The organism is Pseudomonas songnenensis (genome assembly GCF_003696315.1).
GTDB lineage: Bacteria > Pseudomonadota > Gammaproteobacteria > Pseudomonadales > Pseudomonadaceae > Stutzerimonas > Stutzerimonas songnenensis.
Genome location: NZ_RFFN01000001.1, coordinates 742,580 through 766,899 on the forward strand (window position 1 = coordinate 742,580; position 24,320 = coordinate 766,899).

At 63.6% G+C, this 24,320-nt stretch carries 22 protein-coding genes; 13 read left to right on the forward strand and 9 right to left on the reverse strand.

What is annotated here, in order from left to right; translation table 11 throughout:
* Nucleotides 1-55 precede the first annotated feature (55 nt).
* From EA798_RS03400 to EA798_RS03460, 13 genes are all read left to right on the forward strand, one after another.
* Nucleotides 56-409 (forward strand): hypothetical protein, encoded by a 354-nt coding sequence (locus EA798_RS03400; RefSeq protein ID WP_122098055.1) that lies wholly within the window; start codon nucleotides 56-58, stop codon nucleotides 407-409.
* Between the two features lie 68 nt (nucleotides 410-477).
* Nucleotides 478-918, forward strand: coding sequence for a CopD family copper resistance protein (locus EA798_RS03405; protein ID WP_106157646.1), 441 nt, complete (start codon nucleotides 478-480; stop codon nucleotides 916-918).
* A gap of 166 nt (nucleotides 919-1,084) precedes the next feature.
* Nucleotides 1,085-2,335 carry an acyl-CoA dehydrogenase family protein gene (locus tag EA798_RS03410; protein ID WP_122098056.1) on the forward strand — a complete coding sequence of 417 codons (1,251 nt, stop codon included), beginning with the start codon at nucleotides 1,085-1,087 and terminating at the stop codon, nucleotides 2,333-2,335.
* Nucleotides 2,336-2,600: 265 nt separating this feature from the next.
* Nucleotides 2,601-4,778, forward strand: a complete 2,178-nt coding sequence (gene nosR / locus EA798_RS03415; RefSeq protein ID WP_122098057.1) for a transcriptional regulator NosR — start codon at nucleotides 2,601-2,603, stop codon at nucleotides 4,776-4,778.
* A gap of 67 nt (nucleotides 4,779-4,845) precedes the next feature.
* Nucleotides 4,846-6,759 (forward strand): TAT-dependent nitrous-oxide reductase, encoded by a 1,914-nt coding sequence (nosZ, locus tag EA798_RS03420; RefSeq protein ID WP_015275732.1) that lies wholly within the window; start codon nucleotides 4,846-4,848, stop codon nucleotides 6,757-6,759.
* Between the two features lie 121 nt (nucleotides 6,760-6,880).
* On the forward strand, nucleotides 6,881-8,191 hold the full coding sequence (locus tag EA798_RS03425; protein ID WP_122098058.1) for a nitrous oxide reductase family maturation protein NosD: 1,311 nt from the start codon (nucleotides 6,881-6,883) through the stop codon (nucleotides 8,189-8,191).
* Complete coding sequence (locus EA798_RS03430; RefSeq protein WP_122098059.1) at nucleotides 8,188-9,114, forward strand: ABC transporter ATP-binding protein; 927 nt, start codon at nucleotides 8,188-8,190, stop codon at nucleotides 9,112-9,114. The genes EA798_RS03425 and EA798_RS03430 overlap by 4 nt, the downstream gene beginning before the upstream one ends.
* A complete protein-coding gene (locus EA798_RS03435) occupies nucleotides 9,111-9,941 on the forward strand; it encodes an ABC transporter permease (RefSeq protein WP_122098060.1) in 831 nt (276 codons plus the stop codon). The genes EA798_RS03430 and EA798_RS03435 overlap by 4 nt, the downstream gene beginning before the upstream one ends.
* A 25-nt stretch (nucleotides 9,942-9,966) precedes the next feature.
* The gene (locus tag EA798_RS03440) at nucleotides 9,967-10,539 is read left to right on the forward strand and encodes a nitrous oxide reductase accessory protein NosL (protein ID WP_122098061.1); all 573 of its coding nucleotides are present in this window, start codon (nucleotides 9,967-9,969) and stop codon (nucleotides 10,537-10,539) included.
* Between the two features lie 44 nt (nucleotides 10,540-10,583).
* Nucleotides 10,584-10,766, forward strand: a complete 183-nt coding sequence (gene tatA, locus EA798_RS03445; protein ID WP_015275737.1) for a twin-arginine translocase TatA/TatE family subunit — start codon at nucleotides 10,584-10,586, stop codon at nucleotides 10,764-10,766.
* A 331-nt stretch (nucleotides 10,767-11,097) separates the two neighbouring features.
* Nucleotides 11,098-12,288, forward strand: a complete 1,191-nt coding sequence (locus tag EA798_RS03450; RefSeq protein ID WP_122098062.1) for an NnrS family protein — start codon at nucleotides 11,098-11,100, stop codon at nucleotides 12,286-12,288.
* A gap of 119 nt (nucleotides 12,289-12,407) precedes the next feature.
* Nucleotides 12,408-13,151 (forward strand): SDR family NAD(P)-dependent oxidoreductase, encoded by a 744-nt coding sequence (locus tag EA798_RS03455; protein WP_106158808.1) that lies wholly within the window; start codon nucleotides 12,408-12,410, stop codon nucleotides 13,149-13,151.
* A 335-nt stretch (nucleotides 13,152-13,486) separates the two neighbouring features.
* The gene (locus tag EA798_RS03460) at nucleotides 13,487-14,623 is read left to right on the forward strand and encodes an HPP family protein (RefSeq protein ID WP_122098063.1); all 1,137 of its coding nucleotides are present in this window, start codon (nucleotides 13,487-13,489) and stop codon (nucleotides 14,621-14,623) included.
* Nucleotides 14,624-14,633: 10 nt separating this feature from the next.
* Here the strand turns inward: EA798_RS03460 and EA798_RS03465 are convergent, their stop codons facing one another.
* From EA798_RS03465 to cobA, 9 genes are all read right to left on the reverse strand, one after another.
* The gene (locus EA798_RS03465) at nucleotides 14,634-15,494 is read right to left on the reverse strand and encodes a LysR family transcriptional regulator (RefSeq protein WP_106157653.1); all 861 of its coding nucleotides are present in this window, start codon (nucleotides 15,492-15,494) and stop codon (nucleotides 14,634-14,636) included.
* Between the two features lie 70 nt (nucleotides 15,495-15,564).
* Nucleotides 15,565-16,083 (reverse strand): GspH/FimT family pseudopilin, encoded by a 519-nt coding sequence (locus EA798_RS03470; protein ID WP_122098064.1) that lies wholly within the window; start codon nucleotides 16,081-16,083, stop codon nucleotides 15,565-15,567.
* Nucleotides 16,084-16,091: 8 nt separating this feature from the next.
* Nucleotides 16,092-19,109 carry a pilus assembly protein gene (locus tag EA798_RS03475; RefSeq protein WP_122098065.1) on the reverse strand — a complete coding sequence of 1,006 codons (3,018 nt, stop codon included), beginning with the start codon at nucleotides 19,107-19,109 and terminating at the stop codon, nucleotides 16,092-16,094.
* Between the two features lie 23 nt (nucleotides 19,110-19,132).
* Entirely contained in the window at nucleotides 19,133-19,606 is a 474-nt protein-coding gene (locus EA798_RS03480) for a PilX N-terminal domain-containing pilus assembly protein (protein ID WP_106157656.1), read from the reverse strand.
* Entirely contained in the window at nucleotides 19,603-20,718 is a 1,116-nt protein-coding gene (locus tag EA798_RS03485; protein ID WP_122098066.1) for a PilW family protein, read from the reverse strand. The genes EA798_RS03480 and EA798_RS03485 overlap by 4 nt, the downstream gene beginning before the upstream one ends.
* Entirely contained in the window at nucleotides 20,715-21,284 is a 570-nt protein-coding gene (gene pilV, locus EA798_RS03490) for a type IV pilus modification protein PilV (RefSeq protein ID WP_242504371.1), read from the reverse strand. The genes EA798_RS03485 and pilV overlap by 4 nt, the downstream gene beginning before the upstream one ends.
* Nucleotides 21,281-21,673 (reverse strand): type IV pilin protein, encoded by a 393-nt coding sequence (locus EA798_RS03495; RefSeq protein ID WP_015275747.1) that lies wholly within the window; start codon nucleotides 21,671-21,673, stop codon nucleotides 21,281-21,283. Before EA798_RS03495 ends, pilV begins: the two co-directional genes overlap by 4 nt.
* Before the next feature lie 250 nt (nucleotides 21,674-21,923).
* Nucleotides 21,924-23,435 carry a nitrite reductase gene (locus tag EA798_RS03500; protein WP_122098068.1) on the reverse strand — a complete coding sequence of 504 codons (1,512 nt, stop codon included), beginning with the start codon at nucleotides 23,433-23,435 and terminating at the stop codon, nucleotides 21,924-21,926.
* The gene (gene cobA / locus EA798_RS03505; protein ID WP_122098069.1) at nucleotides 23,426-24,262 is read right to left on the reverse strand and encodes a uroporphyrinogen-III C-methyltransferase; all 837 of its coding nucleotides are present in this window, start codon (nucleotides 24,260-24,262) and stop codon (nucleotides 23,426-23,428) included. Before cobA ends, EA798_RS03500 begins: the two co-directional genes overlap by 10 nt.
* Nucleotides 24,263-24,320: the final 58 nt, after the last annotated feature.

The following is a 24,320-nucleotide window of genomic DNA, read 5'->3' on the forward strand; positions in this document are numbered from 1 at the left end:
CACGGTTCCTGTAGTGGGAATGCTGGTTACCCCCATTCGCGAAAGGAGCGATGACATGAAAAGCGCAACGGTTCTGATGGCGGCAGCGGTAGTTCTGGCGAGCACTATGGCCAGCGCGGACGAGGTTCTTGAGGTGCACGAAGATCGTGCGGTTGGCGGCGGTTTCGGTGGGCTCAGTGGCTTCATGCTCGGTGCGGCGGCGGGTGGTCCGATCGGCGCGCTGGTCGGTGGCGGCATCGGCTATCTGGTCGGGCAGGGTGCCCAGCAGGCTGCCGGGCTGGAGCAGACGCTGTACGTGGTAAAACGCGACGATGGCAGCATCAGCCGCATCCGCACCTCCGACGGCGGATTCCTGCAAGGTCAGCACATCGAGCGCAATGGCGCGCAGGTTACCGCGTCGGCGAAATGACCGAGTGGGTAGTCTGCTGGCGTGCGGATGGAGGATGATCGCCGCTGACAGTCATCCTGGAGGTACCGATGAGTTATTCCGTTCTGCATGTGGTGCATCTGCTGGCCGCGATTTTCTTCATCGGTACGCTGTTCTTCGAAGTGATGATCCTCAGCCGTATCCGCCAGCAGATTGGTGAACAGACCATGCCGCTGGTGGAGCGCGCCGTCGGCGCCCGCTCGCGGGTGGTGCTGCATTGGGTGGTGCTGTTCGTCTACGGCGCGGGTATCGGCCTGGGCTGGTATCACCGCCAGGCGCTGGCCGACCCGTTCGCCAGCAGTTTCGCCACGCTTCTGTCGTTGAAGGTTCTGCTGGCTATCGGCGTGTTCTTCACCTTCGGCCTGGTGGCGGTTCTGCTGCGCAAAGGCCGGATGACGCCGCCGCGTTACCGGGCCATTCACTGGGCAATCCTGCTGCAGATGATCGGTATCGTGCTGCTGGCCAAGGGCATGTTCTACGTGCACTGGTAAGGCTGCGCACATACCAGTTTCACCAGCGACAGTCATGACCACGGTCAATTCGGCTGACGCTTCGCTTCCTGCTTATCGGGCCTGATTCAGTCACCGCAGCCTCGTTGCTTTAGCGGCAGCGGGGTCTATGGTGGCTGCATCGTTTTCCGATCAGCAGAGGTTACCCATGGATTTCGCCTACAGCCCACGCGTCGAGGCGCTGCGCCACCAGCTGCGCGCCTTCATGGACCAGCATATCGTGCCGCGCATCGGCGCCTGGCACGCGGAGGTGGCGGCCGGGCAGTATCCGGTGTCGTTCATGGACGACCTCAAGGCGCTGGCACGTTCGGAAGGGCTGTGGAACCTGTTCCTGCCATCGCTCGGCGAAGACGAGCCGGGCGTGGGCCTGAGCAATCTGGAGTACGCGCCGCTGGCGGAAATCATGGGGCGCGTGCATTGGGCTTCCGAAGTGTTCAACTGCAACGCGCCGGACACCGGCAACATGGAGCTGCTGCACATGTTCGCCACGCCGGAACAGCGCCAGCGCTGGCTCGTGCCCTTGCTCGAAGGCGAGATCCGCTCGGCTTTCGCCATGACCGAGCCGGACGTGCCGTCTTCCGACGCCACCAATATCCAGACGCTGATCCGCCGCGACGGCGACGACTACGTGATCAACGGCCGCAAATGGTTCATCACCAACGCCTCGCACCCCAACTGCAGGCTCCTGATCGTCATGGGCAAGACCGACCCTGACGCCGAGACCCATCAGCAACAGAGCATGATCCTGGTGCCGTTCGACACGCCCGGCGTCGAGCTGGTGCGCAACATTCCGGTAATGAACCACATCGCCCCGGAGGGCCACAGCGAGCTGCTGCTGCGCAACGTGCGGGTGCCGGCGAGCAATCTGCTGGGCAGGGAGGGCGACGGTTTCATGATGGCCCAGGCGCGCCTCGGCCCGGGTCGTATCCATCACTGCATGCGCTCGATCGGCATGGCCGAGCTGGCGCTGGAGCTGATGGTCGAGCGCTGCCAGGAACGCAAGGCGTTCGGCAGATACCTGCAGCAGTATTCCAACGTCGCCGACTGGATCGCCGAATCGCGCATCGAGATCGAACAGGCGCGCCTGCTGGTGCTCAAGACCGCCTGGATGATCGACGAGGTCGGCGCCAAGGCGGCGCGCAAGGAAATCTCGATGATCAAGGCGCTGGTGCCGCGCATGCACACCAACGTGGTCGACCGTGCGATTCAGGTCTACGGCGCGATGGGGCTTACGCCGGACACGCCGCTCGCCGACATGTGGACCGGCGGCCGCGCACTGCGCTTTGCCGACGGCCCGGACCAGGTGCATCTGCGCAGCATTGCGAAGATGGAAATCAAGGCCAGTGAAGCCACCCGGGGCGCGACGGCAGCCTATCTCACCCCGCCCGGCCGTCACTGAACGCGCCGCTCCGCAGGCGGCGCGGACGCGATCGCCGCGCCGCCGCCTTCTTGCGCTAACGCACACTGCCACGGCGCCGTTCTCGCATTTGCCCGGTACTGACCTAGGCTTGGTCATAACGACGTCTTCGTTCTCCGTCAGGGTGTTTCTTTGACATGGAACAACGAAAGTGGCGGCCCGGCGCGTCCTTGATTGCAATCAAGGGGAGTCCCGTCAGCGGTCACCTACCATTCGCCCCACGTCGACAGTGGATTTAGGTGATCTGATGGTTTCCCGTGGACATTCGTCGCTGACCGGTACCGCGCGTACCTGGATCAGTAGCTTGCTCATTTTCCTGAGCCTGGCAGTTTGCTCAGTGTCGGTGCAGGCCGTTGAGTACGAAGTCGAACGACAGCGCATCGAGCAGTTTTTTCCCGGTGCGAGCATTTCCGAGCCCGAGGGCGACTATCAGGTTCGAACGCTGCGCAAGGGCGACGAGGTCCTCGGCTACGCCTTCCAGAGCATCAACGTCACCAAGATTCCGGCCTATTCCGGCAAGCCGATCAACATGCAGGTGCTGCTCGATCCACAGGGCGTGATCCGCGACGCCTATGTGCTGGAACACCATGAACCGATCCTGCTGATCGGTATCCCCGAGCAGAAGCTCCACGATTTCAATGCCAAGTACGAGGGCATCAAGGCTGACCAGCGCGTGGTGGTCGGCCGCTCCAGCGACAGCAATGCGGTGACCATCGATGCGGTAACCGGCGCCACCGTGACGGTGATGGTGGTCAACGAGGTGGTGATGCGCGCCGCCCATGAGGTGGCCGTATCGCTGGGGCTGATCGAGGCGGGCAACACGGCACGGCCGAAAATCGCACTGGTGCGCGAAGACGTTTACCAGCCGGCCGACTGGACCGAGCTGACCGGCAATGGGGCGATTCGACGGCTGCACCTGACTCGCGGGCAGATCGACGAAGCCTTCAAGGGGACCGAGGCCGAAGGTATCGACGAAGCTTCTCCGGAAACCGCCGACGATACCTTCATCGATCTCTACGTGACGGAACTGAATCCGCCGACCATCGGCCGCAACCTGCTGGGCGACAACCAGTACCGCTTTCTGATGGAAGAACTCAAGCCGGGCGAGCACGCCATCGCCGTGCTGGGCAGCGGTGAGTATTCGTTCAAGGGCTCGGGCTACGTGCGCGGCGGCATCTTCGATCGGGTTCAGCTGCGCCAGTTCGGCGACATCATCAGTTTCCGCGATCTCGACTTCCAGCGACTCAACGATATCTACATCGACGGTGCACCGCGCTTCAGCGAGATGGCGATCTTCATCGTCCGCGAGGCGGCGCGTTTCGATCCGGGCTCGCCCTGGGTGCTGGAGCTGCTGGTACGCCGGCAGATCGGGCCGGTCAGCGGCATGTTCACCAGCTTCGAGCTGCCCTACCAGATGCTCGACGAGTACATCGAGCGGCCGCAGCCCACCGCCGACGAGCTGGCTGCAATCGAGGAAGCCAACCGGCCGATGTGGGTCAACATCTGGTACCAGAAGACCTTCCAGATCGGCGTCATTCTCGCGGCTCTCGGCCTGCTGACGGTCATCCTGTTCCTGCAGGACAAGTTCACCCAGAAGCCGCATTTCCTGCACTGGCTGCGCCGTGGCTATCTGGTGTTCACCGTGGTGTTCATTGGCTGGTACGCCCTGGGGCAACTGTCGGTCGTCAACGTGCTGACCTTCGTCCATGCGCTGTTCCAGGATTTCCGCTGGGAGCTGTTTCTCTCCGATCCGGTGATCTTCATCATCTGGACCTTCACCGCTGCCACCATCCTGCTCTGGGGTCGTGGCGTGTTCTGCGGCTGGCTGTGCCCGTTCGGCGCGCTGCAGGAGCTGATCAACGAGGCCGCGCGCAAGCTGAAGATTCCGCAGTACGAGCTGCCCTTCGCGGTGCACGAACGGCTCTGGGCGATCAAATACATCGTCCTGCTGGTGCTGTTCGGCATCTCCCTCGAGTCGATGATGATGGCCGAGAAGGCCGCCGAGGTTGAGCCGTTCAAGACCGCCATCACCCTCAAGTTCGACCGCCAGTGGTGGTTCGTCACCTACGCGGTGTTCCTGCTGGTCATCAACATCTTCACCCGCAAGGTGTACTGCCGCTACGTCTGCCCGCTGGGCGCGGCGCTGGCGATTCCGACCAAGCTGCGTCTGTTCGACTGGCTCAAGCGCCGCAAGGAGTGTGGCGACCCATGCCAGCTCTGCGCCAAGGAGTGCGAGATCCAGGCGATCCATCCGGACGGCCGCATCAATGCCAACGAGTGCCACTACTGTCTCGACTGCCAGATGACCTATCACAACGAGAACAAGTGCCCGCCGCTGGTGAACAAGAACAAGCGCAACAAGCGCGGCAAGAAAGCGCCGGCCTCCGCCGAGCTGATTCCCGTGGTGCAAGTGGTGGAACCCTGAGCCGTCGCCGCTGGCGAGGTGCTCGATCGATGTGTTTGAAGCAGATGTCCCAAAGGAGCGAAACCCCATGAGTGACAAGAGCAAGAACAATCCCGAGGTACTGGAGAAGGGCGGCATGAGCCGTCGCGGTTTCCTCGGTGCCAGCGCGGTAACTGGCGCGGCCGTCGCGGCCACTGCCTTCGGTGGCGCGGTAATGAGCCGCGAGTCCTGGGCTGCAGCGGTAAAGAATGCGCAGCAGAACATCCACGTCGCCCCGGGCGAGCTGGATGACTACTACGGCTTCTGGAGCGGCGGCCACCAGGGCGAAGTCCGCGTGATGGGCATCCCGTCGATGCGCGAACTGATGCGCATCCCGGTGTTCAACGTCGACTCCGCCACCGGCTGGGGCCTGACCAACGAAAGCCGCGCGATCATGGGCGACAGTGCCAAGTTCCTCAACGGCGACTGCCACCACCCGCACATCTCGATGACCGACGGCAAGTACGACGGCAAGTACCTGTTCATCAACGACAAGGCCAACACCCGCGTCGCACGTATCCGCCTGGATATCATGAAGTGCGACAAGATGCTGACCGTGCCCAACTGCCAGGCGATCCACGGTCTGCGTCTGCAGAAGGTGCCCTATACCAAGTACGTGTTCGCCAACGCCGAATTCGTCATCCCGCACCCGAACGACGGCAAGGTCTTCGATCTGCAGGATGAGAACAGCTACACCATGTACAACGCCATCGATGCCGAAACCATGGAGATGGCCTTCCAGATCATCGTCGACGGCAACCTCGACAACACCGACATGGACTACACCGGCCGCTTCACCGCAGCCACCTGCTACAACTCGGAGAAGGCTTACGACCTCGGCGGCATGATGCGCAACGAGCGCGACTGGGTCGTGGTGTTCGACATCGAGGCGGCGGAGAAAGCGGTCAAGGCCGGCAAGTTCACCACCCTCGGCGACTCCAAGGTGCCGGTGCTCGACGGCCGCAAGAAGGGCGACAAGGACAGCGAGTTCACCCGCTACATCCCGGTGCCGAAGAACCCGCACGGCTGCAACACCTCGTCCGATGGCAAGTACTTCATCGCCAACGGCAAGCTCTCGCCGACCGTGTCGATGATCGAGATCGCCAAGCTGCCCGATCTGTTCGCCGGCAAGCTGAAGGACCCGCGCGACACCATCGCCGCCGAAGTGGAACTGGGCCTCGGCCCGCTGCACACCACCTTCGACGGTCGCGGCAACGCCTACACCACGCTGTTCATCGACAGCCAGGTGGTCAAGTGGAACATGGCCGACGCGGTACGCGCCTACAACGGCGAGAAGGTCAACTACATCAAGCAGAAGCTGGACGTGCACTATCAGCCGGGCCACATCCATGCCTCGCTGTGCGAAACCAGCGAGGCCGATGGCAAATGGCTGGTGGCGCTGTGCAAGTTCGGCAAGGACCGCTTCCTGCCGACCGGCCCGCTGCATCCGGAGAACGATCAGCTGATCGACATTTCCGGCGACGAGATGAAACTGGTGCATGACGGCCCGACCTATGCCGAGCCGCACGACTGCATCATGGCCCGCCGCGACCAGATCAAGACCAAGAAGATCTGGGACCGCAACGACCCGTTCTTCGCGCCGACGCTGGAACGGGCGAAGAAAGACGGCATCAACCTGGACGCCGACAACAAGGTCATCCGTGACGGCAACAAGGTGCGCGTGTACATGACCTCCATGGCGCCGGCGTTCGGTGTGCAGGAGTTCACCGTCAAGCAGGGCGACGAAGTCACCGTGACCATCACCAACATCGACCAGATCGAGGACGTGTCCCACGGCTTCGTCATGGTCAACCATGGTGTGAGCATGGAGATCAGCCCGCAGCAGACCTCCTCCATTACCTTCGTGGCTGACAAGCCCGGCCTGCACTGGTACTACTGCAGCTGGTTCTGCCATGCCCTGCACATGGAAATGGTCGGACGCATGCTGGTCGAGCCTGCGTAAGCTGGTCGAGCCATCGCCTGTAGACCAGGTGATGGTTCAGTGATTGCGCAATGAGCCTCGGTGCTGCCGAGGCTCTTGCCGCAGTGTTACCCGCCTGGAAGCTGAAGAAGGTCAAAACGCAGTGTTCAAAGCTCAGGCTATTTTCTCGCGGTACTCGGCGGCAGTTGCACTGCTGCTTTTATTCAGTGGTGCGGCCCAGGCGGCACCGCAATCGATCACAACCCTGCCGCTGCAGTCCGACGGTGAGAACCGCTGGCGCTTGCCTGCCGGCGAATATCAGGGGCAGTTCACCATCGAGCAGCCCATGCAGCTGCGTTGCGAGCCGGGTGCAATCATCCAGTCGCAAGGGCAGGGCAGCAGCCTGCTCATCAGCGCGCCCGACGTGCTCGTCGACGGCTGCACGCTGCGCGAATGGGGCGCCGACCTCACCGCCATGGATTCTGCGGTATTCATCCTGCCAGCCGCCGTGCGCACGCAGATCAGCAACAACCGGATGCGGGGTCCGGGGTTTGGCGTATTCGTCGACGGCACCAGCGACGTGCAGGTGATCGGCAACCAGATCGACGGTGAGCCGAGCGTCCGCTCGCAGGACCGCGGCAACGGCATCCACCTGTTTGCGGTGAAGGGGGCGCGGATCGTCGGCAACCAGGTGCGTGACGTGCGCGACGGCATCTACATCGATACCTCCAACGGCAATCACCTGGAAGGCAACGTCATCGAGGATGTCCGCTACGGCGTGCATTACATGTTCGCCAACGACAACAGCGTGATCGACAACATCACCCGGCGGACCCGTACCGGTTACGCGCTGATGCAGAGTCGCAAGCTGATCGTGACCGGCAACCGCTCCGAGCAGGATCAGAACTACGGCATCCTGCTGAACTACATCACCTACTCGACGATAAAGGACAACTTCGTCAGTGACGTGCAGCGCGGCGATACCGGCGGCGACAGCATGATCAGCGGTGGCGAGGGCAAGGCGCTGTTCATCTACAACTCGCTGTTCAACACCATCGAGAACAACCACTTCGAAAAGAGCTCGCTGGGTATCCACCTGACTGCGGGTTCGGAAGACAACCGGATTTCCGGTAACGCCTTCGTCGGCAATCAGCAGCAGGTCAAGTATGTGGCCAGCCGCACCCAGGAGTGGTCGGTAGACGGCCGCGGCAACTACTGGAGCGACTACCTCGGCTGGGACCGCAACAACGACGGCCTCGGCGATGTCGCCTACGAACCCAACGACAACGTCGACCGCCTGCTCTGGCTGTATCCGCAGGTGCGCCTGCTGATGAACAGCCCGAGCATCGAAGTGCTGCGCTGGGTGCAGCGTGCCTTCCCGGTCGTCAAGTCGCCGGGCGTACAGGACAGCCATCCGCTGATGAAGCTGCCCACTGAAAAACTCCTTACCGAAAAGCAGGAACCAACGTCATGAACGCCGTCGAGATCCAGGGCGTAAGCCAGCGTTACGGCAGCATGACCGTGCTGCACGATCTGAACCTGAACCTCGGTGAAGGTGAGGTGCTGGGGCTGTTCGGCCATAACGGTGCGGGCAAGACCACCAGCATGAAACTGATTCTCGGCCTGCTCTCGCCGAGCGAAGGGCAGGTCAAGGTGCTTGGCCGCGCGCCGAACGATCCGCAGGTGCGCCGCCAGCTCGGCTATCTGCCGGAGAACGTCACCTTCTATCCGCAGCTCAGCGGCCGCGAAACCCTGCGCCACTTTGCTCGCCTCAAGGGCGCGGCGCTAAGCCAGGTGGATGAGCTGCTCGAGCAGGTCGGCCTGGCCCATGCCGCCGATCGCCGGGTGAAGACCTATTCCAAGGGCATGCGCCAGCGCCTCGGCCTGGCTCAGGCGCTGCTCGGCGAACCGAGGCTGCTGCTGCTCGACGAGCCGACCGTGGGTCTTGACCCGATCGCCACGCAGGATCTCTACCAGCTGATCGACCGCCTGCGTCAGCGTGGCACCAGCATCATTCTCTGCTCTCACGTGCTGCCGGGCGTCGAGGCCCATATCAACCGCGCGGCGATCCTCGCCAAGGGCCGCCTGCAGGCCGTCGGTAGCCTGTCGCAACTGCGTGCCGAAGCCGGCTTGCCGGTGCGCATTCGCGCCAGCGGCGTCAGCGAGCGGGACAGCTGGCTGCAGCGCTGGACCGATGCCGGGCACAGCGCCCGCGGACTCAGCGAATCGAGTCTGGAGGTGGTGGCCGTCAACGGCCACAAGCTGGTGCTGCTGCGCCAGTTGCTCGGTGAGAGCGAGCCGGAGGACATCGAGATCCACCAGCCATCGCTGGAAGACCTCTATCGCTATTACATGGAGCGCGCCGGTGACGTACGCGCCCAGGAGGGTCGCCCATGAACCAGGTCTGGAACATCGCCCGCAAGGAACTCAGCGACGGTCTGCGCAACCGCTGGCTGCTCGCCATCAGCCTGCTCTTCGCGGTGCTCGCGGTGGGTATCGCCTGGCTCGGTGCCGCGGCCTCCGGCCAGCTGGGCTTCACCTCGATCCCGGCGACCATCGCCAGCCTGGCCAGCCTGGCCACCTTTCTGATGCCGCTGATCGCGCTGCTGCTGGCCTATGACGCCATCGTCGGCGAGGACGAGGGCGGCACGCTGATGCTGCTGCTGACCTATCCGCTGGGCCGCGGACAGATCCTGCTGGGCAAGTTCGTCGGCCACGGGCTGATCCTGGCCCTGGCTGTGCTGATCGGCTTCGGCTGCGCAGCGCTGGCCATCGCCCTGCTGGTCGAGGGTGTCGAGCTGGGCCTGCTGCTCTGGGCCTTCGGCCGCTTCATGATTTCCTCGACGCTGCTTGGCTGGGTGTTTCTCGCCTTCGCCTACGTGCTCAGTGGCAAGGTCAACGAAAAATCAAGCGCCGCGGGCCTTGCGCTCGGGGTGTGGTTTCTCTTCGTACTGGTGTTCGACCTGGTGCTGCTGGCGTTGCTGGTGCTCAGCGAAGGCAAGTTCAATCCGGAGCTGCTGCCCTGGCTGCTGTTGCTCAACCCCACCGACATCTACCGGCTGATCAACCTGTCCGGCTTCGAGGGCAGCGGCAGCGCCATGGGCGTGCTGTCACTGGGTGCCGATCTGCCGGTGCCGGCTTCGGTGCTTTGGCTATGCCTGCTGGCCTGGATCGGGGCTTCGCTGCTGCTGGCCTACGGCATCTTCCGCCGTCGTCTGACCTGAATATCGAGATCCGAGGAAACGAACTATGAACGCACTGCATCGCATCGGCGCCGGAACGCTCTTCGCCCTGGCGCTGGCCTTTGCGCTGGCCGGCTGTGGGGAAAAGGAGGAGGTCCAGCAGTCGCTCGAGCCGGTGGCCTTCCATGACAGCGATGAATGCCACGTCTGCGGCATGATCATCACCGATTTCCCCGGCCCCAAGGGGCAAGCGGTGGAGAAGGGCGGGGTGAGGAAGTTTTGCTCGACGGCAGAAATGCTCGGCTGGTGGCTGCAGCCGGAGAACCGTCTGCTCAATGCCAAGCTGTACGTGCATGACATGGGACGCAGCGTCTGGGAGCACCCGGACGATGGTCATCTGATCGACGCAACCAGCGCCTACTATGTGGTCGGCACTTCGCTCAAGGGCGCCATGGGCGCCTCCCTGGCGACGTTTGCCGAGGAGCAGACGGCCCTGCGTCTGGCGCAAGAACACGGCGGTCGCGTGCTGCGCTTCGATCAGATCGATCAGGCGCTGCTGCAGGAAGCCGCGAGCATGCAGCACGGTGGCATGCACGGGCACATGCCCAGCGATTCACACAACGCACACAGCGGTCACTGAGCTCAGGGCTGCAATCGATTTTCGGCACATCCGAGGTAAGCACAATGATGGGTATCAGCGTCTGGCAACTTCTGATCATTCTCCTGATCGTGGTCATGCTGTTCGGCACCAAGCGCCTGCGAGGCCTGGGGTCCGACCTGGGCGGCGCGATCAGCGGGTTCCGCAAGTCAGTCAGTGACGGCGAAACCACGGCCCAGGCCGAGACGGTCAAGCAGGAATTGAAGTAACCCCGCCCCACCGAGGCCGCTCCGGCAGGCACCCGCCCAGCGTGTCGGCATCCGGCCGCAGGGCTTTGCCGCACCCTGCCGGTTGACGGATCGATCGCTGTAAACGCGTGGAAAAGTCGGTCGCGGCGCACTGCAATGGTGCGTCGGGGCGCGGCTCGCAGCTCCGGTCGTCACTTGTATTCCGCCTCGAAGAAAATCTGATCGCAATCAAGTCTGTCGAAGCCTTCTACCCTGTAGAAAGTAGTCCTGGCTCCCCGATATGGGAGCGTTCATCGATCCGGCGTGCAGGTTTTGTGTAGCCGCCGGATATGGCAAGTCTGGAGGTCCTTCCGTGCAAGTAATCGATCGGCGAAAAGCCCTGAGTATTCCGCCCATCTGGCGACTCGCATTTCGCCCGTTCTTTCTCGCCGGCGCGGTTTACGCGCTGTTGGCGATTCCGCTCTGGGTAGCGACCTGGACCGGTCACTGGCCGGGCTTTCAGCCCACGGGTGGCTGGTTGGCGTGGCATCGTCACGAGATGCTGTTCGGTTTCGCCATGGCCATCGTCGCCGGCTTTCTGCTCACCGCGGTACAGACCTGGACCGGCCAGACGGCGCCATCCGGCAAACGACTGATGGGCTTGGCGCTGGTCTGGCTGGCGGCGCGCCTGGGCTGGCTGTTCGGCCTGCCCGCCGAGTGGCTGGCGCCATTGGACCTGCTGTTTCTGCTGGCGCTGGCGTGGATGATGGCGCGGATGCTCTGGGCGGTGCGGCAGAAGCGTAACTACCCCATCGTGGTGGTGCTGTCGCTGATGTTCGGTGCCGATGTGCTGGTGCTGACCGGCTTGCTGCAAGGTAACGATGCGCTGCAGCGCCAGGGCGTACTGGCCGGCCTGTGGCTGGTCGCAGCGCTGATGGCCCTGATTGGCGGCCGGGTGATTCCATTCTTCACTCAGCGCGGGCTGGGCAAGGTCGAGGCGGTCAAGCCTTGGGTCTGGCTGGATATCGCCTTGTTGGTGGGCACTGGGGTGATCGCCTTGCTGCATGCCTTCGGGGTCGCCATGCGGCCACAGCCGCTGCTGGGCCTGCTGTTCGTTGCTATCGGCGTCGGCCACCTGCTGCGCCTGGCGCGCTGGTACGACAAGGGCATCTGGAAGGTCGGCCTGCTCTGGTCGCTGCATATGGCGATGCTCTGGCTGGTGGTCGCAGCGTTCGGCCTGGCGCTCTGGCATTTCGGTCTGCTGGCACAGTCCAGCCCATCCCTGCATGCGCTGAGCGTGGGCTCCATGAGCGGGCTGATCCTGGCGATGATTGCGCGGGTCACCCTGGGCCATACCGGTCGGCCACTGCAGCTGCCAGCGGGAATCGTCGGGGCGTTCGTTCTGTTCAATCTCGGTACGGCGGCGCGGGTTTTTCTCTCCGTCGCCTGGCCGGTTGGCGGGCTGTGGCTTGCAGCAACCTGCTGGGGCCTGGCCTTTGCACTCTATGTCTGGCGCTATGCGCCGATGCTGGTCGCCGCACGTGTAGACGGTCATCCGGGCTGAACCCGGAGCGTGAATCGGGCGGGTGCACGTCTGCACCTGTCCGCCAAATTACCTAGCCCAAAAAACGCTGCCTTGCGGGGTGGCCTGTGACTCGGCATGCGTCGAGCTCGGAGATGATGATGAAAAGCGAGTTTCAGGATCGTCTGGCTGTTGTCACCGGAGCCAGCTCCGGGATCGGTCTGGCATTGTGTTCGGCGCTGCTGCAGCGTGGCGCGCGGGTGCTGGCGATGTCGCGCACCATCGGCGGGCTCGAGCCGCTGCTGGAAACCCATGCCGAGCAGCTGCAGTGGCTGGGCGGCGACGTCACTTCGGCCGAAGACCTGGCCCAGCTGGCTCGGCGCGCCGCACAGCTGGGGCCGGTGCACTACCTGGTGCCCAATGCCGGCATCGCCGAACTGGCCGACGGGCTGGACATGGCGGCATTCGACCGGCAGTGGGCGGTCAATGGTGCGGGCGCGCTGAATACGTTCGCTGCGCTGCGCAACGAGCTGGCCAAGCCCGCCTCGGTGGTATTCGTTGGGACCTTTCTGATCCGCTCGAGCTTCCCCGGTCTGGCCGCCTATATCGCGAGCAAGGCCGCACTGGCGGCGCAGGCGCGCACGCTGGCGGTGGAGTTCGCACCGTTGGACGTGCGTATCAACATGGTATCGCCGGGACCTACCGCCACGGCCATCTGGGGCTCGCTGGGGCTGAGCGACGATCAGCTCGAGAACGTTGCCGAAGGCGTGACAAAACGCCTGTTGCCCGGACACTTTCTCGAGTCCGCGGCCGTGGCCAACGTCATCCTGTTCCAGCTTTCACAAGGTGCGCGCGGCGTGTTTGGCCAGGATTGGGTGGTGGACAACGGCTACACCATCAGCTGATCCAGGTGGCTTGCCATGGCGTCCCAGTGGCGCCGACCTCCCCGAGCAGTCAGGGCGCTCCAGGTCTGGCTGCTTCACCGGCTCTGCTTCCTTAGCGAAGCGCATGCACGGTTTTAGTGCATTTATATTGCACTATCTGCTCAAAAGTATTCGTTAGAGATTGGTCGATGCCCCGTCGACAATGCCGGCCGCATTCACGCGCTGTGGCATTGCGTCGCAGCGGCTGCGACCGGTTGCCGCTGTTCCGCACAGGCGGCAGTTGCAGCCTGCTGCCGGGGCGCTCAGTCGCAGCGCGTTGATGCGTGCCTTTCGCCGTATCGATCCAAGCAGGACACATGCACGACAACCTCATCGACTGGTTCCGCTCCTTCGTTCCCGCCCCGTTCAACGCCGCGCCGAAAGAATGGCTGCGTGCTGCCGGTGGTATTGCCATCGTCATGCTGCTCAGTGTGTTCAGCGGCTTCTTGCTGTTCGGCGTGCCCCTGACGCTGCAGCTGATCGCCCCGGCTGGAGCCTCGGCGGTCCTGCTTTTCGCCGCGTCATCCAGCCCGTTCGCCCAGCCCTGGTCGGTGCTCGGCGGCAATCTGCTGGCTACGGTGATCGGGGTCAGCCTCGGCCTGACCAGCCTGCCGTCGATGGCTGCTGCCGCACTGTGCGTGTGCCTGGTGCTGGTCGGTCTGTTCAGCCTGCGCTGCCTGCATCCGCCGGGGGCGGCGCTGGCCCTGGTTGCGGTGGTCGGCAGTCCCGAGATCCATCATCTGGGCTATGGGCTGCTCTATCCGGTGGCGTTCAATTCGCTGCTGCTGCTGGCTGTTGCGCTGCTCTACAACAACCTCACCCGGCACCCTTACCCGAAACCGCGGTTGCCGCGGGAGAACGTTCACCACACCCGAGATCCGCAGCCGAGCGAACGCATGAGCTTCAGCCATGACGACGTCGACCGTGCGTTGCGCGAGTTCGGCGAGTATGTCGACGTCACCCGTGACGACCTTGAGCGGTTGATCAAGCAGACCGAGAAGCACGCGCTGCGTCGCAGCATGGGCGAAGTCACCGCCGCGGACATCATGTCCCGGGATGTCTACTCGCATACGCCCGATACCTTCATCGAGCAGGCCTGGAACACACTGCAGCGCAATCGCCTGCGCTCGTTGCCGGTAGTGAGCGATGCCCGTGAGCTGGTCGGCATCGTCACCCTGGTCGACCTGCTCAAGCATTTTCACCCGCGCCCAGGCCGGCTGAACTTCGGTCAGCTCAAATTCCTGCGCGGCACCAAGCTGCGCGCCATCATGAGTTCGCCGGTGGTTTCGGTCACGCCCGATACGCACATGGTGGAGCTGGTCTATCTGCTTTCCGATCGCGGCCTGCACTGCCTGCCGGTAGTGGATGAAGAACGGCGACTGGTCGGCATGATCACCCAGACCGACCTGATCGCCGCGCTCTATCGCAACTGGCTCCGACACCTGCCGGATTGAGGCGTTGGCCTCAATGCGGGTAGTACCAGCGCGACCAGTCATACTCGTCTCGGGCCACATCGCGCAGAGCCTCCACGGCCCTGAGCAGCGCCGGTGATTCGCTGGCACGTGCGTGCACCAGATACACCGGATAGCTGAACTCCGGTGCGTGCGCGACCCGCTCGAGCAGGCCTTCATCGAGATAGCGCTGCACCACCCGGGTCCGAAAGTAGCCGCGCCCGCCGCATTGCAGCAGGTACTGCAGCGCCAGCGGTCCGAGGCTGAAGGTAAGCGCGGCACGGGTGTGTTCGGGCAGGGCCTGATCGTGCTGCTTGCGGAATGCCGGGCCCCAGTCGATGTACAGATAGGGAGCCGGCTGGTGTTTGTGCGCCACCAGGATCAGCTTTTCTTCCAGGAGCTGTTCCACCTGCAGACCCGGTCGGTACTCGGGCTGATGCACCAGTGCAGCATCCAGCGCGCCGAGCTCCAGCTTGTGCTGCAGTTCGGTATCGCTGGCCACTTCGCTGCGCAGGGCGTGGCTGGGCAGCGCCTGTCGCAGGCGCTGCATCCAGGCCAGCATCAGCGGATTGCACAGGCTCACCTCGGCGCCCAGCGTGAGCAGCTCGCCATAGCCGCGTGGCAACGGCAGATCCCGCCGCGCGGCTTCCCAGGTCTGCACCAGCTGCCGTGCGTACGAGGCGAAGCGCTCGCCATCGGCCGTCAGCCGAGCGCCGGCACGGTTGCGCACGAAGAGTTTGCAGCTCAGCTGGCTTTCCAGATTCTGAATGCGTGCCGTGACGGCGGTCTGGGTGATATGCAGTCGCTCTGCAGTGGCGATGAAGCTGCCGCTGCGGATGATCTCGAGAAAGGTGCGGGCGAGATCGATGTCCATGTGCGAGCCCTGAGCGAGTGGGGCGGACGATTGTAGCAACCGCAACGGTGCCGGGGGCGGGTAGTTACGCTCAGGAACAGCTGCCGGTATGGGTTCGAGTGATGGTGATGCGCCCGGTTACCGATAGCGTCAGCGAGCGCTCCTGATTACCGAGCGGCGTGGCGCGGCAAATCGTCAGTGTGGCCGGCGTCGAGCCAAAACCGCTTGGCAGAAAGGTCAGCTCACGCACCGAGGAGGACAGCAGATAGCCGGTCTTGGCCGCTGGGTAGTGCTTGACCAGCGTGCTGCCGGCTAGGATCACCCAGCCCTGCTCCCAGCCGGCAGAGCTGTCGCAACTAGCACCATCACTGGAGCTGCACAGGGTGATCGGCGCGTTGCGTTTCATTGCCTCGCTGCGGGCGAACTGGGCGCTGGCCGAGAAATCGGTGGTGTAGGTGCGCAGCCGACTGCTGAGCACGACGCTGTCGTAACCCGGCACGGCGATCGCTGCCAGTATCGCCAGGACGGCCAGCGCCACCATCAGTTCGATCAGGGTGAAAGCGCGCTGGCGAATGCCAGCGCTTACCTGAAGCCGGTTGCAATGCTGCATGCGTTTACCTACTGCTCAACGTTCCAGAACACCCGGGAGGTGGGCTGCATGACCGAGGCGGGGTTGATCGGCGGGCTGCCCTGCAGTGGCGAGGACGGATCGGCACCGATGACGAACGGCACGGTGGTCACACCATCGTCCAGCGTCACCATGCCAGCCACAGGTGAGGGCGGCAGACCATCGCCGACCACGTCGTGATAGACGCCCTGGCCGGTCAGGTAGTTGACGGTATAGACGCGTGTCTCACCGAGTCCGGAACACACCCCAGTGGTCGGTACGCGGGGCTGATGGGTGCTGAAGGTGACATCGCCGAACACCGTAATCGCCGAGGTCACCACCTGCTCGGTGGCGTCCAGTTGCAGATACCAGCCTTTTTTCTGTCCGAGGCTGGTGGTGGTCGGTGCGCTCTGGGTGGTCACACCCAGTAGCGAGTTCATGCAGAGTAGGTTCCCGCCGCAGTTGCTTGCCTCGCTGGTGAGCCAGGTCGAGTCACTCGGACGGTCGCGCAGCATGAAGAAGTAGTTGGTAGTGGCCGCCGCGTCGTCGTAGTCAAGCAGAGGCTTTTCCCGGTCGCCGGAACCGAGCATGAGCACGTAGTCCGCGCCATCGGCAACGATATCCGGCGCGAACATGAACTTGCGGTTTCGTGTGCAGGTGCCAGCGGTGTCGCAGCCCAATGCGGCGATGCGCGTCATGGTCCACTGTAGTGGGGCGGACGCGCCCATGGTGATGCGATAGACGTTACCGCCGAGGTCGGCGAGATAGCCGTAGAGGGCCTGGCCGGCACTATTGCGCACCAAGGTGACGTCTGAAACCACGCTGCGCTGGGTATCGAACGTTCTGAGCAATTCGCCGCTATCGGCATCGAGCACGTAGACCTTGTTGCCCTTGGTGGCGTCGGTGCAGGTGTGTGGGTCGCCATCCTCGCAGGTGTCGTAGCCGCCGCCCATGATCAGCATCGGCGCCGTGCCACTCCCGTATCCGCTGGCCTTGAGTAGTTTGGGCGGTGCCCAGGTCTGGCCGATGCCGCTAAATCCGTCGCTGCAACTGGTGTCGACGACCCCGCCGTTGGCGTCGAAGTTGTTCGGGCAGCCACGTTTCCACTTCAGGCTCGGCGATGCTGGTGTGTTGACATTGAACGCATACACAGCCCGACCGCCACGGCGCATGGTGGCGTAGATCCAGGCGGACGACTCGTCCTGGTAGGCCACTACCGGGCCGTCCATGCCGTAATCCTTGGGCTTGGGCGTCGAGGTTCCGCTATAGCCTGGGAAGCTGATCGGCACATTGTTGTCGTAGAGGCGCTTGATCTTGCCGTAGAACTCCGGCGGCATGAACGACCACAGCTCGCTGCCTGCGGCGTGGGTGCCGAGTGCGCTGGTGCGGTTGCCCACCACCGCGCGCAATGCACCATCGTTGCCGCCGTAGAACGCCACGACGTTCGGGTTCCCGGCCGTGCCGTAGTTGATTGCCACGGGGCGGGAATGCACTACGTCACCATGCACCGAGGGGCGCATTTCGCTGACGTTGCCATTGCCATTTTCGTCCTTGAGGTCGACACCGCGGGCCCAGTTGATCAGCGCAGTGCGCTCGGTTTCATTGGTGGCACCCAGGGCTGTTGCGCTTATGCCGTTGTTGGCGGTCGAGAAGCTGGTCAGCGATGTGCAGCCGCCCGCGGTACCACAGGTGAGCATGTTGCGAGTGCTGGAGGCTCGTAGCAGATAGCCCTGGCCGCCCTTTTCGACGATGTTGCCGTCCGGGCTGTTGGATCCGCTCGAATCCGCGCCCGTCAGGCAGTTGCCGCGGGCACTGAAGCTCCAGTAGCTGTCCGCTGCGGTCGGAGTCCAGAAGCTGCGCGCGCACTCGGTGATGAACCCGGTGTTGCTGTTGATCGCACTGACCCCATCGGCGTCCAGCAGGCGCAGATCAGAGCCGATGTAGCCAAGCTTGTACTGCTTGAGGTTGCCGTACCAGCGAGGAAAACCGTCCGCGTCGGGACGGAACATGCCGATAAACACCTGGTTCAGATAGGTGCCCTGGGCATTGACGCTGACCGGGAGGCTGACCGAGGCGAATACGCTGTTGGTCGCCTGGACCTCGGAGAAGATCGCGTTAAGCGCATCGACAATCTGGTTGCCGGTGCTGGTGACGTCGAAATACTTGCCGTCACTGGTACGGGCCATGCTCTGCAGTAACGCCGTCCAGCCGAGTCCTTGGCGGTTGGTGGTGCGGTTGATATCGATTGTGTAAGTGGTGATCTGCTCGCCGCTCTTCTTCATGAAGCGCGCCCACTCGTCGGCCACGTTGTCCTGCGAGTCGCTGGGCGTGATGGGAATGGTGGTGGTCGAGCCGCCGAGACCGGCAAGCGCCGTGGTGGCCTGGGTGATATCGGAGCTGTTGTCCTGCGCTGGGCCGTTACTGATGTAGATGATGTAGTTCTTGCCGCAACCGGAGACGATGGGGGAGCGATAGCTGGTGGCGTCCTTGCTGGCCAGGGCATTGTTCGGCAACGCATAGACGGCATCGGAGGCTGTGGATACGCCGCGGTTACCAGCGAAATCGGTCTTGGCCTTGTTGTTGCCAGCGTGCGGCGTAGCACCGGCGAAGTACAGGTACGCCTCCTGCATGGCCTTGCTGACCTTGCCACCGTTGGACTTGTCGCCGAGCTTGTCGAAGCTGGTCACCAGGTTTGCCATCGCGGTCTTGTTGGCAGCGTCCATCGGGCGGAGCGCCGCGCGCACGTAGGCACCGTCCGGCCCCGAATTGTTTCCTCCCGTCTCGGTAAACATCATGATGCCCAGACGGAATTTGTCTTCCGGTAGTGCGCTGACTACCGAACGCAACGCCGCCATCTCGTTGGAGAAGGCGTCGTTCCAGTTGGCCGTGTTGTCCAGAATGATCAGCACGTTGGGAGCGCCGGTCGAACTGCTCGGCACGCCAACGAACAGGTCGATGTCCTCGGCGCTGGCGGCCTGGGCCAGACTCGCGGCCAGCGCCAGCAGGAACCGGTTGAAATATGTTTTCATGCGCTTACCTCGTGAGGCCGACTTCAGGGGCACAGCTGGTTCTTGCGAGCATCGGAGAGCAGCAGGCGCACGCCGGAGCGCACCCTCACCGAGGCGCCGGTGCTGGGGTCCAGCACGCTGGCGACCAGCTCCCATTCGGTATTCCAGGTGGAGCTGGACATCCCTTCGAGGGTCAGGCTGCTGGGCGCGACCTGGGTGGCGACGCTGACGCGGATGCACTCGGGCTGGGCAACGGCGACCTCGTAGTCATCGATGTGGTCGCGATTGATATCGACGCCGATCGTCTGGGCGGCCGGAATGGAGCCGGTCAGGGACGGGATCACCTGCTCGATCGCATCATCGGCTGCTGCCAGTGCCTCGTTACGCCACTGCTGATTGCTCACCACGTCCAGGTTGACCTTGCTCAGGGTGAAAGACGACGTCACCAGCACTGTCAGAAGCAGCAGCATGATCAGCGCCGTGATGAGGGCGAAGCCCCGGTGCCGGGATGCATTCATGGGGTTTCCCTGCGAGCCGAAACGTTGGTCAGGCGCACGGTCGTGGAGTAGACGTGGCGCTGGAATGCATCCGTGAACGGCCCGAAGGTCTGGCCGCCCAGGTTGTAGGTCTTGCCGGACTGATAGCCGGGGGTCGGCTCGATGTTGCGTACCAGCAGATGAACTTGCACCACCACGGTGTTGGTCAGGTGCGCCAGCTCGCAGGGTGTCGCCGAGGTGCAGGTCGAGTCCGGAGCGCCATCACCACGGTTGGTCGGTGAGTTGCGATTGAGTTCGCTGGCCCATTGCACGGGTTGTCCATAGTCGACCGGCATCCCAGTGTCGCTCAGGTCGTCTACGCCAAAGACGAAACGCATCGCTTCGATACCTTCGACCATCGGGACCGCTGCCTGCTGGTCGAGCGCGCCGCTGTCCAGATCGAATGTGGATTGCATCAGCGTTGGAATGCCATCCCCGGCGGTCACTGCATAGTCGCGAATGTAGTAGGCGTTATTGAGGAAACGCCGCGTCTCCGCCTGCGTGGTGCAGTCGCGCTTGTGCAGCGTGAAACCGCTGCTGTCGAGCACGTAGCGAGGTTCGCTGTCGCAGTAGCCGGTTTGCCAATAGAGTTTGCCGCTGACGTTGGCTTCGCAGTTTGGCGAGCCGGTTACGCAGCTCGCCACCCGGCGTACCAGCAGCACGTCACTTCCGGCTAGCGCGGAGGGCATTGCTCCGCTGCAGCTGGCTGGTACGGCAGCGTAAAGCTGAACGGGTACTCCAATCAGGTTCGTCTTGTACGCGGCATTCCAGTCGGTATACGGCGCACAAGGGGTCGGTACCGCTACCGGATAGTCGCCGGGTACGGCCGCGTAGGTCAGGTCCTCGAACTGCGGCACGAAGCCGTTGAGGAACCCCGCATGCATCAAGTCGTCGCGCAGCAGGCGAATCGCCAGTCGCCCATGTTCCATCTGGCTGCTGGTCTTGGCCAGCTCGCTGTTGCTGCGACTCATGTTCAGGTAAAGGGTGAGCGTGGCTGCGCTGAGGATCAGCGCGATGGTCATTGCCACCATCAGCTCGATCAGGCCGAAACCTGCAATGGTTGTGCGATTGCGAATCGGCCCCGGTCGTCTCATAGCGGCGCCACCCGCACCAGGGTGGTTACCACACGGCGGCAGCGATCGTTGCTGCACTGGCTGCCGGCCGCGCCATCGAATGCATTTCTGCCGCAGGCAACATCGGACGGGGGCGCCGACAGCGGCAGCAAACCCTGCCAGGCCACCGTGAGCAGGTACTGATTGCTGCCCAGCGACTCGATACAGCCACGTCCGCCAATCAATGCACCAGCCAGGCCCGTGCTGGTGCTTTCGCTGGCGCCCTGCAGCGCCGCGCACCAGGCGGCGGCGTCGCGTTGTTGTGGCGTGGCGGTCGAGGTAGGGCAGGTCATGCCGGCGCCCAGAGGGTTCGCGCTACCGGTTACATAACTGCTAGCCGCAGTGCGATTGGCCGTCATGCGCGCAGCGATATCGTCGAGCAGCAGCAGTGCCTGGGAACGCTGGTAGGTTTCCATCTCCGATTGCTGCAGGCGTGTCTGCAGTGCCATCACTCCAAGCAGTCCAACGGCCAGGATCACCAGAGTGATCAACACTTCGATCAGACTGATTCCGGTTTGCCGACTGGTTGCCGAGCGCACGACACTCACCACTTGTCTGCAGGCGTTTTCACGCCTTCGTTGTTCAGGGTCAGGTCGCCGTCGCTGGCTTGGCTGCCAATGGCCGTGAAGGTGATCAGGTAGGACGGCACCGTACCGCTGCCGACGGTAACGTCGAAGCTGTAATGCGGGCTGACTTCACCCGAGAGGCTGAAACCGCTGGCGGTAAGTGCCGCGGCATCGGCATAGGCGCGGTTGGCGAGCAGAAAATGCTGCTGACGGTTGGCGATATCCAGCATCTGCGCCTGCGCCGCAGTGCGGTTACTGCGAATGACGTATTGGCGATAATTCGGCAGCGCAATGCTGGCAAGAATGCCGATGATGACCACGACGATCATCACTTCGATCAGGGTGAAACCACGCGCCTTATATCGAGCCACATCACTTCTCCAAGAGAGGCCGATCATGTCGGGAGCGCGAACTCCCGCCATCGCGACTTCGACAAGTGATGTCAGATCAGTGATGGCTTACAAATATTATTGTGACATCACGGTCAAAGATAGACTGATTGGTCACAAAGGCCGAATTTTTGTGTCGCAGTTCAAGGTTTTGCGGGAGGGGGGAGGCGCTGGCGCGGCAGCGCGAACACCAGTAGCACTGGCGTCCGCGTTGGGGGAGAGGGCAGTTTCTCTAGTGCGAAGTGCCCTCGGCGAACTCGATCTTGTTGCCGACATTGTACTTGCCGGAGGGCTTGTTCATCGGGATGCGTTTGACCTCCTCCAGCGTGTTGGCGTCGTAGACGATCAGTGCGCCGTCGGTGTCCCAGACGCTGAGCAGGGCGTAGCGGCCGTCGTTGGTGAATTCGACGTGGGCGGCGTTCTTGCCCGGCATCGGGCGCAGGGTGTGGGCGACTTCCAGGGTCTGCTTGTCGATCAGGTGCACGGCGTCGTTGTTCGGGCCGAAGAATACGTCGGTCCAGGCGTAGGGCGAGTTGGCCTGGCTGCGCATGAAGAAGCCCGGGCCTTCGGTGGGGATCTCCTTGATCAGCTTCCAGGTTTCCAGGTCCAGCACCGAGATCAGTCCCTTGCTGACGTTGGGGGTGGCGAACACCCACTTGCCGTCGCGCTTCCAGTAGATGCCCGAGCCCAGATGCGGCATGCCCGGCAGCGGGATGTCGGTGACCGCCTTGCCGCTATCCAGGTCGATGACCTGGCCGCCGTGTGCCTTGCGCGAGGTGGCCAGCAGGTAGCGGTAATCCGGAGTGAAGGAAAAGTCGTCGAGATAGTCGGCTGCCTTGATCCGTCGCGGTTCGAAGGTCGGCTCGCCGGCATAGGACAGCTCCCAGGCTTCCTGCACGTCTTTCAGGGCGACCACGAAGCTGTCGCGCGGCGGCGCGGTGTACACGGCGCTGACCCGTGACGGCGTGCCGTCCTGGCCGACGGCGGGGATGTGCTTGACCAGCGACAGGTCGCGGGCATCGAGCAGCACCAGGTTGCCCGGCAGGTAGTTGCCCACCAGCACCCAGCGGCCGTCGTTGCTGACCGCCAGGTTGCGGGTGTTCAGCCCGGCGCGGACCTCGGCGAGCATGGTCAGGTTGTGCAGATCGTAGACGCTGACCCAGCCGTCGCGGGAGGCGAAGTAGACGAAGCGGCCGTCCGGCGAGAACTTCGGCCCGCCGTGCAGGGCGAAGTGCGACTGGAAGTTGGCCAGTTCCTCGAAGCGATCGCCATCCAGCACCCGCACGTGATGATTGCCGGCTTCCACCACGACGAACAGATTGCGCGGGGCGGCACCATGTTGCGGTGTGTTCGGCAGGCTGGCGACGTCCTTGAGGATGCGGTGGCTGGCGCGGATATCGGCGTCGCTCCAGGTCGGCGGTACGGCCGAGGGCTGATACAGATAGTCGACCAGCGCGGTGATCTGCGCGTCGTTCAGCACGTGGGAATAGGCGGCCATCTGGCTCGCCGGGCGGCCGTCACGAATCACCGCGTGGGCTTCGGCCGGCTTGATGCGGCTGAGGCTTTCCGGCAACAGGGCCGGGCCGGCGCCGCCGAGGCGGTTGGTGCCGTGGCAGCTCTGGCAGTGCTGTTCGTAGAGGGCCTGGCTGTCTGCCGGCAGGCTGGCGGCAGTGGCCATGTCGAGGGCGACTAAGGTGGCTGCTGGCAATGCGGCGGCCAGCAGCAGGGCGGGCATCAGTTGCATAAGGCCTCCGTTTGCGGGGTGGGGTCACCGTGCAGGCGTGCCGGGTGCCGGACCTGGCGTTCTGCGAACAGACCGACCACCCGGCCGATGACGGTCAGGGTCGGTGGAGTGAGGTGCTGCTCGTCGGCCATGCTCGGCAGTTGCCGTAGCGTGCAGCGCACCACCTGCTGGTTCTCACGGGTGCCATTGCCGATCAGTGCGGCGGGTGTATCCACCGGCAGGCCGGCGGAGATGAGATTGCGCGAGATCTCGCCGAGGCTGGCCAGCCCCATGTAGAACACCAGCGTCTGCCCACCCTGGGCCAGGGCGTCCCAGGGCAAATGCAGTTCGCCGTTGGTCTGCAGGTGGCCGGTGATGAACTGGCAGGAATGCGCCAGGTCGCGATGGGTCAGCGGAATGCCGGCATAGGCGCTGCAGCCGGCCGCGGCGGTGATGCCGGGCACCACCTGGCAGTCGATGCCGCGTTGCAGGAGGAATTCCAGCTCTTCGGCGCCGCGGCCGAAGATGAACGGATCGCCCCCCTTGAGGCGCACCACGCGCTTGTTCTGCAGCGCCAGATCGGCCAGCAGCTGATTGATTTCCGGTTGCGGCAGGCTGTGGTAACCGCTGGTCTTGCCGACGTAGTGGCGGCTGCAGCTGGTCGGCAGCAGTTCCATCAGGCCCTCGCTGACCAGACGGTCGTAGACCACCGCATCGGCCTGTTGCAGCAGGCTCCAGGCGCGCAGGGTAAGCAGGCCCGGGTCGCCCGGACCGGCACCGACCAGGGCGACTTCGCCGGGGGCGAACGCGGCGCTCAGCGAAGCGGGAAGTGTGAATGGCTGGTCCATGCGGTGCTCCTGAATGCTCATCGGACTTTACGGAGTGCTTGCTGCGGCGCTTGCTGGC

What these genes read in the sequence shown, in the direction of transcription:
- EA798_RS03455 (WP_106158808.1), top strand. Translation starts at nt 12,408, where the DNA reads ATGAAAAGCGAGTTTCAGGATCGTCTGGCTGTTGTCACCGGAGCCAGC.
- EA798_RS03400 (WP_122098055.1), top strand. Translation starts at nt 56, where the DNA reads ATGAAAAGCGCAACGGTTCTGATGGCGGCAGCGGTAGTTCTGGCGAGC.
- nosZ (WP_015275732.1), top strand. Translation starts at nt 4,846, where the DNA reads ATGAGTGACAAGAGCAAGAACAATCCCGAGGTACTGGAGAAGGGCGGC.
- EA798_RS03480 (WP_106157656.1), bottom strand. Translation starts at nt 19,606, where the DNA reads ATGAATGCATCCCGGCACCGGGGCTTCGCCCTCATCACGGCGCTGATC.
- EA798_RS03475 (WP_122098065.1), bottom strand. Translation starts at nt 19,109, where the DNA reads ATGAAAACATATTTCAACCGGTTCCTGCTGGCGCTGGCCGCGAGTCTG.
- EA798_RS03430 (WP_122098059.1), top strand. Translation starts at nt 8,188, where the DNA reads ATGAACGCCGTCGAGATCCAGGGCGTAAGCCAGCGTTACGGCAGCATG.
- EA798_RS03405 (WP_106157646.1), top strand. Translation starts at nt 478, where the DNA reads ATGAGTTATTCCGTTCTGCATGTGGTGCATCTGCTGGCCGCGATTTTC.
- EA798_RS03470 (WP_122098064.1), bottom strand. Translation starts at nt 16,083, where the DNA reads ATGCAGCATTGCAACCGGCTTCAGGTAAGCGCTGGCATTCGCCAGCGC.
- cobA (WP_122098069.1), bottom strand. Translation starts at nt 24,262, where the DNA reads ATGGACCAGCCATTCACACTTCCCGCTTCGCTGAGCGCCGCGTTCGCC.
- EA798_RS03435 (WP_122098060.1), top strand. Translation starts at nt 9,111, where the DNA reads ATGAACCAGGTCTGGAACATCGCCCGCAAGGAACTCAGCGACGGTCTG.
- EA798_RS03465 (WP_106157653.1), bottom strand. Translation starts at nt 15,494, where the DNA reads ATGGACATCGATCTCGCCCGCACCTTTCTCGAGATCATCCGCAGCGGC.
- EA798_RS03485 (WP_122098066.1), bottom strand. Translation starts at nt 20,718, where the DNA reads ATGAGACGACCGGGGCCGATTCGCAATCGCACAACCATTGCAGGTTTC.
- nosR (WP_122098057.1), top strand. Translation starts at nt 2,601, where the DNA reads ATGGTTTCCCGTGGACATTCGTCGCTGACCGGTACCGCGCGTACCTGG.
- EA798_RS03500 (WP_122098068.1), bottom strand. Translation starts at nt 23,435, where the DNA reads ATGCAACTGATGCCCGCCCTGCTGCTGGCCGCCGCATTGCCAGCAGCC.
- EA798_RS03440 (WP_122098061.1), top strand. Translation starts at nt 9,967, where the DNA reads ATGAACGCACTGCATCGCATCGGCGCCGGAACGCTCTTCGCCCTGGCG.
- EA798_RS03410 (WP_122098056.1), top strand. Translation starts at nt 1,085, where the DNA reads ATGGATTTCGCCTACAGCCCACGCGTCGAGGCGCTGCGCCACCAGCTG.
- EA798_RS03460 (WP_122098063.1), top strand. Translation starts at nt 13,487, where the DNA reads ATGCACGACAACCTCATCGACTGGTTCCGCTCCTTCGTTCCCGCCCCG.
- tatA (WP_015275737.1), top strand. Translation starts at nt 10,584, where the DNA reads ATGATGGGTATCAGCGTCTGGCAACTTCTGATCATTCTCCTGATCGTG.